Origin of the sequence: Pseudonocardia lutea (assembly GCF_042658055.1) — a bacterium.
In the GTDB taxonomy this organism is placed as follows: Bacteria; Actinomycetota; Actinomycetes; order Mycobacteriales; family Pseudonocardiaceae; genus Pseudonocardia; species Pseudonocardia lutea.
Map to the genome: position 1 here is coordinate 22,069 of NZ_JBHSQK010000054.1, position 6,828 is coordinate 28,896.

General features: G+C 70.9%; 6 protein-coding genes. 2 read left to right on the forward strand and 4 right to left on the reverse strand.

Annotation, left to right across the window (positions count from 1 at the left end):
- Positions 1 to 50: 50 nt before the first annotated feature.
- The 4 genes from thpD to ectA all read right to left on the reverse strand — a co-directional run bounded on the left by thpD (position 51) and on the right by ectA (position 3,333).
- Positions 51 to 965, reverse strand: a complete 915-nt coding sequence (gene thpD, locus ACFQH9_RS21210; RefSeq protein WP_379568134.1) for an ectoine hydroxylase — start codon at positions 963 to 965, stop codon at positions 51 to 53.
- A 154-nt stretch (positions 966 to 1,119) separates the two neighbouring features.
- Positions 1,120 to 1,530 (reverse strand): ectoine synthase, encoded by a 411-nt coding sequence (locus tag ACFQH9_RS21215; protein ID WP_379568136.1) that lies wholly within the window; start codon positions 1,528 to 1,530, stop codon positions 1,120 to 1,122.
- An 8-nt stretch (positions 1,531 to 1,538) separates the two neighbouring features.
- A complete protein-coding gene (ectB, locus tag ACFQH9_RS21220; protein WP_379568138.1) occupies positions 1,539 to 2,795 on the reverse strand; it encodes a diaminobutyrate--2-oxoglutarate transaminase in 1,257 nt (418 codons plus the stop codon).
- Between the two features lie 10 nt (positions 2,796 to 2,805).
- Positions 2,806 to 3,333 carry a diaminobutyrate acetyltransferase gene (gene ectA / locus ACFQH9_RS21225; protein ID WP_379568140.1) on the reverse strand — a complete coding sequence of 176 codons (528 nt, stop codon included), beginning with the start codon at positions 3,331 to 3,333 and terminating at the stop codon, positions 2,806 to 2,808.
- Between the two features lie 1,111 nt (positions 3,334 to 4,444).
- On the opposite strand from ectA, the gene ACFQH9_RS21230 reads away from it, so the two are divergent.
- Complete coding sequence (locus tag ACFQH9_RS21230) at positions 4,445 to 5,854, forward strand: MSMEG_0569 family flavin-dependent oxidoreductase (protein ID WP_379568142.1); 1,410 nt, start codon at positions 4,445 to 4,447, stop codon at positions 5,852 to 5,854.
- Between the two features lie 10 nt (positions 5,855 to 5,864).
- Complete coding sequence (locus ACFQH9_RS21235) at positions 5,865 to 6,713, forward strand: carbon-nitrogen hydrolase family protein (RefSeq protein WP_379568144.1); 849 nt, start codon at positions 5,865 to 5,867, stop codon at positions 6,711 to 6,713.
- Positions 6,714 to 6,828 lie beyond the last annotated feature (115 nt).

Here is a 6,828-nt window from a genome sequence, read left to right on the forward strand (position 1 = left end):
CCGACGGGGCGGCTCCCGGGTGGGAGCCGCCCCGTCCGTCGTGGCCGGTGTCAGCGCACCGGGGTGAAGTCCCGCGCGCCGATGTACTCCGGGCGCCGCTTGGGCGCGTAGTACGGCTCGACGCAGGTGTTCTCCACGCTGTTGAACACGATGAAGATGTTCGAGCGCGGGTACGGGGTGATGTTGTCGCCCGACCCGTGCATGCAGTTGGAGTCGAAGAAGGTCGCCGAGCCGGCCTTGCCGGTGAGCATGGCGATCCCGTGCCGGTTGGCCAGGGCCGTGAGGCTGTCCGGGTCCGGCGTGCCGATCTCCTGCTCCTTGAGCGAGGACCGGTAGTTGTCCTCCGGGGTCTCGCCGACGCAGCTCACGAAGGTCTTGTGCGATCCCGGCATGATCATCAGACAGCCGTTGTACGGGAAGTTCTCGGTCAGCGAGATCGAGCAGCTCACCGCGCGCGGGGTGGGCATGCCGTCCTCGGCGTGCCAGGTCTCGAAGTCCGAGTGCCAGTAGAACCCGCCGCCCCCGAAGCCGGGCTTGTAGTTGATCCGGCTCTGGTGGACGTAGACGTCGCCGCCGAGGATCTGCCGGGCCCGGCCGACCACGCGCTCGTCGGCGACCAGCCGCGCGATCGCCTCGCTGATCCGGTGCACCTCGAAGATCGAGCGCACCTCGTTCGACTTCTTCTCGACGATGCAGCGGTCGTCCGCCCGCACCAGCGGGTCGTTCGCCAGCCGGTCGAGCTCCGCCGCATAGCCCGCGACCTCGTCGGGGGTCAACAGCTGGGGCACCTGGCTGAAGCCGTTCTCGGCGTGGCCGTGCAGTTCCTGGGCACCGAACATGCCGGCGCTGGACTCGCTCCCCCACACGGTGGGCTCGACCCGCTCGATCAGCGCGGGCTCGGTGGACACCCGCGTGTAGTAGCGGTCCTGGGTGGTCCGGGTCTGGCTCCTGCTCGGGGCAGACATGCGCGTCCCTTCCTTTCCTCGGTCCCCGTGGGAGTGGGTCCGCCCTTCCTCCGCGGTGGTTCGGCGGTGTTCGGTGGTGCCGTGTGGCCGCGGTGCGGTGGTACACGGCGCGACCGCCGGGCCCGCCCGGGCCCGGCGGTGCGCGTGCCGGGTCTCAGGCCTGGCCGGCCGGCTCCGGCGGCAGCTCGAGCAGCGGGTACACGCCGTTCTCGTCGTGCACCTCGGTCCCCACGATCGGCGGGTTGAAGACGCAGACGCAGGTGATGTCCGACTTCACCCGCACCTGGTGCTTCTCGTTGCCGTTCAGCAGGTACATCGTGCCCGGACCGAGCTCGTAGGTCCGGTCGTTGTCCTTGTCGTAGAGCTCGCCCTCGCCGGAGACGATGTAGACGGCCTCGACGTGGTTGGCGTACCAGAAGTCGTTGACCGAGCCGGCACGCAGCACGGTCTCGCCGACGGAGAACCCGACGCGGTCGTGCGCCGTGACGATCCGCCGGGAGTACCAGCCCGGGGTGTCGACGTGGTTCTTCGTGCCGGTGACGTCGTCGATCTTGCGGACGATCATGTAGGTGCTCAGCCTCCGGTGGTGACGGCCTTGACGGACTCGGCGACGATGGTCAGGCCCTCGTCGAGCTCGTCGTCGGTGATGGTCAGGGGTGCGAGGATCTTCATGACCTCGCTCTCGGGCCCCGAGGTCTCCATCAGGAGTCCCCGTTCGAACGCCGCGGCACACACCTTGGCCGCCTGCTCGACGTGCGCGAACTGCAGACCGCGGGCCAGGCCCCGGCCCTTCGCGGTGAGCTCGGTGGACTTGGTGTCGGCGACGATCCGGTTGAAGAACTCCTCGACCTTCTCGCCCTTGCGGATCGTCTCCCGCTCGAGGGTGTCGTCGCTCCAGTACTGGTGGATCGCCTCGGTCCCGGTGACGAACGCCGGGTTGTGCCCGCGGAAGGTCCCGTTGTGCTCGCCGGGGCCCCAGACGTCGAACTCGGGCTTGATCAGCACCAGCGCCATCGGCAGCCCGTAACCGGAGATCGACTTCGAGATCGTGACGATGTCCGGCTCGATGCCCGCGGCCTCGAAGGAGAAGAACGGGCCGGTCCGCCCGACGCCCATCTGCACGTCGTCGACGATGAGCAGGATGTCGTGGCGCTTGCACAGGTCGGCCAGGCCCTGCAGCCACTCGATGCGCGCCGGGTTGATCCCGCCCTCGCCCTGGACCGTCTCGACGATGACGGCCGCGGGCTCGTTCAGGCTCGAGCCGGAGTCGTTGAGGACCTTCTCGAACCAGAGGAAGTCCGGGACCTTGCCGTCGAAGTAGTTGTCGAACGGCATCGGCGTCGAGTGCACCAGCGGGATGCCGGCGCCGCCGCGCTTCATCGAGTTCCCCGTCACCGACAGGGCACCCAGCGTCATGCCGTGGAAGGCGTTGGTGAAGTTCACCATCGCCTCCTTGCCCGTGATCTTGCGGGCGAGCTTGAGGGCGGACTCGACGGCGTTGGCGCCGGTCGGACCGGGGAACTGGACCTTGTAGTTGAGGGAGCGCGGGGCGAGGATCTTCTCCCGGAAGGTCCTGAGGAACTCCCCCTTGGCCGTGGTGTACATGTCCAGGCCGTGGGTGATCCCGTCCCGGGACAGGTACTCCAGCAGCTTGCGCTTCAGCGGCTCGGGGTTGTGCCCGTAGTTCAGCGCACCCGCGCCGGCGAAGAAGTCGAGGTAGGAGTTGCCGTCGACGTCCCACAGGCGGGCGCCCTTGGCCGTGTCGAAGACCACCGGCCAGTTGCGGCAGTAGGAGCGGACCTCGGACTCGACGTCCTCGAAGATGGTCATTTCCTTCTCATCATCCTTCGGTCGGGATCGGGCCGATTCGATAGAGGAACTCTGATTCGTGTCCGTCGCCGAGAAGGGATCCGGGGAACAATTCCGTTCTCGACACCTCCGCGTCGTTGCGGCGTGCGAACGCGACGAACATGGCGTTCGACGCGTCGTTGTCCGGGGTCACCGTCGTCTCCAGGAAACGAACGTCGGGGACCTGCGCGAAAAGCGTGTCCAGCATCCGGCCCGCGACCCCGCGACCGCGGGCGGCAGCGCTGACGGCGACCTGCCAGACGAGGAGTGTTTGGGGGGCGTCCGGGCGGCGGTACCCCGTGACGAAGCCGACGGGCACACCGTCGAGCTTGGCGATCACCGAGGTCGCGGCGAAGTCGCGACACCAGAGGAGGTACGCGTACCGGGAGTTCACGTCCAGCACGCGGGACTCCGCCGCCAACCGCCACAGGTCGACGCCGTCGTCGATCGCGGGAGGCCCCACCGCCAGTCCGGGTTCGTCGCCGGGCTGGTCCGTTGTGTCGGTGGTGGCTGCGGTCATGGCCAACGAACGTAACAGGGGCATTGCGGGACTGCACCCGTCGCCGATTGTCGACAACATTCGATCGCGAGGTTCCGTGATCGTCGCCACAACATCGTTTAATGGTCGCGGAATGTGGGCACCGCCCGCGCCGGAGAATGGTGCGCGTGGTTTCCGCAGGTGCATCGCGGATTTCCCGGCGGTCCGGCCGCGCGGAGCCGGAGGACCCAGCCCTACGCGCCGTCGCCCTCCGCCACGTGCCGTCACGGAGCATGACGCTCGCCACGCTCCGGGTCCGTTCGCACGATAGGGGCCGCCGCGGCGCGGCGCGAGGCGGACGAGCGTGTCGGGGGCCGGCCGGACCGTTCTCGGACGGTCCTCGCCCGGTGGGGGTCGGTCGAGGCGGCACCCGGGAAGTGGATCTCCGGGAGGCGAGGACGGCGTCGCGGACGGCGGCCGGCTCGCGCGTGAGCCGACGGCGGGGCGTGGAGCCGGGCCCGGGGGCGAGGGCGCGGCGCGCGGCGGGCGACGACCGGGCCGGGTGACCCCCTTCGCTCCGCCGATCCGAACGCGTCGGGCGGTCCTCGGGCTCCCGCGCGGACAGTCGGTCCCGCCCGGCCGTGACCGTTCCGGTTCCCTTCGAGATGCCCGGTTGTCGAGTGCCGTGCCCCGACTCGGGCAACGCGGGGCACAACGCGCACGACAATGAGACGTGCGACACTTCTTCGCACCCGTGCGCAGGGTCGGAGTCCCCGAAGCCTTTCCGACGGAAAGCGCCGCCGCCGGTTTCCTCGCCGGTCCACGGACCTCCTTCTCGAATTCCCGGATCGACGAATGCAGGGCCGGTCGCGCGGGAGCTACACCTCTGCCACACCTCGCCGACGGGTTGGGGGACACGCCTCCCGCGCGGGTGCCGGGCTGCCCGAGCAGGTGTGGGCTGCACCGACGGATGCGCGCGGAACCGAGAGCAGCGCTCTGATCTCACCGTGGAGAAACACGAGCAAGATCCGGAAACGCAGATGCGTTCCGGATGACACGCCCCCGCAACGGCTCCGCCGTGAACTGGTCCCCGAGCCAGTCACGGTCCGGCTCGCACCCCGTGGTCCCGGAGCCTCCCAGGAGCTGATCGTCCATGTCCCCCTCGCCGCCGGCCGCCCACCTGCGCGCCGTTCCCGATCCCGCACCCGCCTCCGCGGGGCTCGACGGGGCGCACCGCTCCGTCGTGGTCGTCGGCGGCGGGCAGGCGGGACTCTCGGTGAGCCGGTGGCTCGTCACCCACGGCGTCGACCATCTCGTGCTGGAGGCCAGGACCGCCGGCCACGAGTGGCAGGACCGGCGCTGGGACTCCTTCTGCCTGGTCACGCCCAACTGGCAGTGCCGGCTGCCCGGGTTCCCGTACGACGGCCCGGACCCCGACGGCTTCATGGTCCGGGACGAGATCACGGCCTACCTGCAGAAGTTCGTCGCCTCCTTCGACCCGCCGCTGATGGAGGGCGTGCGTGCCACCTCGCTGCGCGTCGACGACGGCGCCACCTTCCGGATCGCCACGGACAAGGGGACCGTGACCGCCGACCAGGTCGTGGTCGCGACCGGGCCGTACCAGGTCCCGCGCACCCCGCGGATGGCCGAGCGCCTCCCGGACCGGATCGTCCAGCTGCACTCCTCGCAGTACCGCAACCCGGAGCAGCTGCCCGAGGGCGCGGTCCTGGTCGTCGGCACCGGGCAGTCGGGGTGCCAGATCGCCGAGGACCTGCACCTCGCCGGCCGCACCGTCCACCTCGCCACCGGCACCGCCCCGCGGGTCGCGCGCTCCTACCGCGGCCGCGACTGCGTCGCCTGGCTGTCCGAGATGGGCACCTACACCAAGGGGATCGACCGGTTCCCCGACGCGGAGGCTGTGCGACACAGGACGAACCACTACGTCACCGGCCGCGACGGCGGGCGCGACATCGACCTGCGGAAGTTCGCGCTCGAGGGGATGAACCTGCACGGCCGCCTTCTCGGCGTCACCGACGGGCGGCTGCGCTTCGCCGGCGACCTCCGGTCCAACCTGGACGGGGCGGACGCCGTCGCCGAAGGCATCAAGGACTCGATCGACGCCTACATCGCGGCGAACGGCATCGACGCGCCGGCCGAGGAGCGCAAGGCCCCGGTGTGGGCGCCCGGGTCCGACGCGCCGGAGGAGATCGACCTGGCCGCCGCCGGCATCACGACCGTCATCTGGTCCACCGGCTACGGCCGCGACGACCGCTGGATCGAGCTGCCGGTCTTCGACGGCCGGGGCTACCCCACCCACGAACGCGGCGTGACCAGCCAACCGGGCCTCTACTTCGTCGGCCTCCCCTGGCAGTACACGTGGGGTTCGGGTCGCTTCTCCGGCGTCGCCGACGACGCCGAGTACCTCGTGCGCCGGATCCTCGAGGCCCGTCGCACCGGCCGGGCCGCCGACGGCCTGCACTGGCTCGCCGGCACCCCCACCAGCACCTTCCCGTCCGACTCCGCCGACGATCCCGACCGGTTCGCCCCCCGCTCGGCCAGCTGAGGAGCCCGCCATGCCCACGACCCGCGTCGCGACCGTCGCGGCCCCGTTCGACCGCGACCTCGAGGCCGACTTCGCCCGCATCGCCCACCTGGTCGACGAGGCCCGGCGGCGGGGTGCGCAGCTGCTCGCCCTGCCCGAGGCCGCGCTCGGCGGCTACGTCTCCGACCTCGGCGGCTCCGCCTCACCGCCGCCGGCCTTCGCGGTCGACGGGCCGGAGATCGCCCGCCTGGCCCGGCTGGCCGGGGACCTCGTCGTCACCGCCGGGTACTGCGAGGCGGCCGACGGCGGCCCCTACAACGCCGCGGTCTGCGTGACCGGCGACGGCGTGCTCGGCACCTACCGCAAGGTGCACCAGCCACTGCGCGAGGGCGCGACCTACGCCGCCGGGGACGGGTTCGAGGCCTTCGACACCCCGGTCGGCCGGATCGGCATGCAGATCTGCTGGGACAAGGGCTTCCCGGAGGCGGCCCGCGCCCTGGCCCTCGACGGCGCCCGGGTGATCGTCTCGATGTCGGCGTGGCCGGTCAGCGCGACCGACCCGCACCCCGACCCCGCGCAGGACCGCTGGACCCGCCGCTTCGATCTGTTCGACCGCGCCCGCGCGCTGGAGAACCAGGTCGTGTGGGTGGCCTCGAACCAGTTCGGCACGTTCGGCGCGCTGCGCTTCGCGGCCAACGCCAAGATCGTCGACCCCGGCGGCGAGATCGTGGCCGCGACCGGCCAGACCGAGTCCATGGTGGTCGCCGACTTCGACCTCGACGCCGACCTGGAGGCCCACCGCGCCGGGATGAACAACCTGCGCGACCGCCGCCCCGACCTCTACGGGGCCCTGACCCGGCCGGCGCTGCAGCCGGTCTGAGCACGACCACTTCCCGACCGTCAACCAGAGCCGTTCACCCACGCCGCCCACCCTGAGTCGTCCGCACTGGAGGAATGACATGGCCGACCTGACCGATCTCGAGAAGCAGAGCCTC

Bases quoted from the DNA above. Each gene is read 5' to 3' on its own strand.
- thpD (WP_379568134.1), bottom strand. From the start codon at position 965: ATGTCTGCCCCGAGCAGGAGCCAGACCCGGACCACCCAGGACCGCTAC.
- ACFQH9_RS21215 (WP_379568136.1), bottom strand. From the start codon at position 1,530: ATGATCGTCCGCAAGATCGACGACGTCACCGGCACGAAGAACCACGTC.
- ectB (WP_379568138.1), bottom strand. From the start codon at position 2,795: ATGACCATCTTCGAGGACGTCGAGTCCGAGGTCCGCTCCTACTGCCGC.
- ectA (WP_379568140.1), bottom strand. From the start codon at position 3,333: ATGACCGCAGCCACCACCGACACAACGGACCAGCCCGGCGACGAACCC.
- ACFQH9_RS21230 (WP_379568142.1), top strand. From the start codon at position 4,445: ATGTCCCCCTCGCCGCCGGCCGCCCACCTGCGCGCCGTTCCCGATCCC.
- ACFQH9_RS21235 (WP_379568144.1), top strand. From the start codon at position 5,865: ATGCCCACGACCCGCGTCGCGACCGTCGCGGCCCCGTTCGACCGCGAC.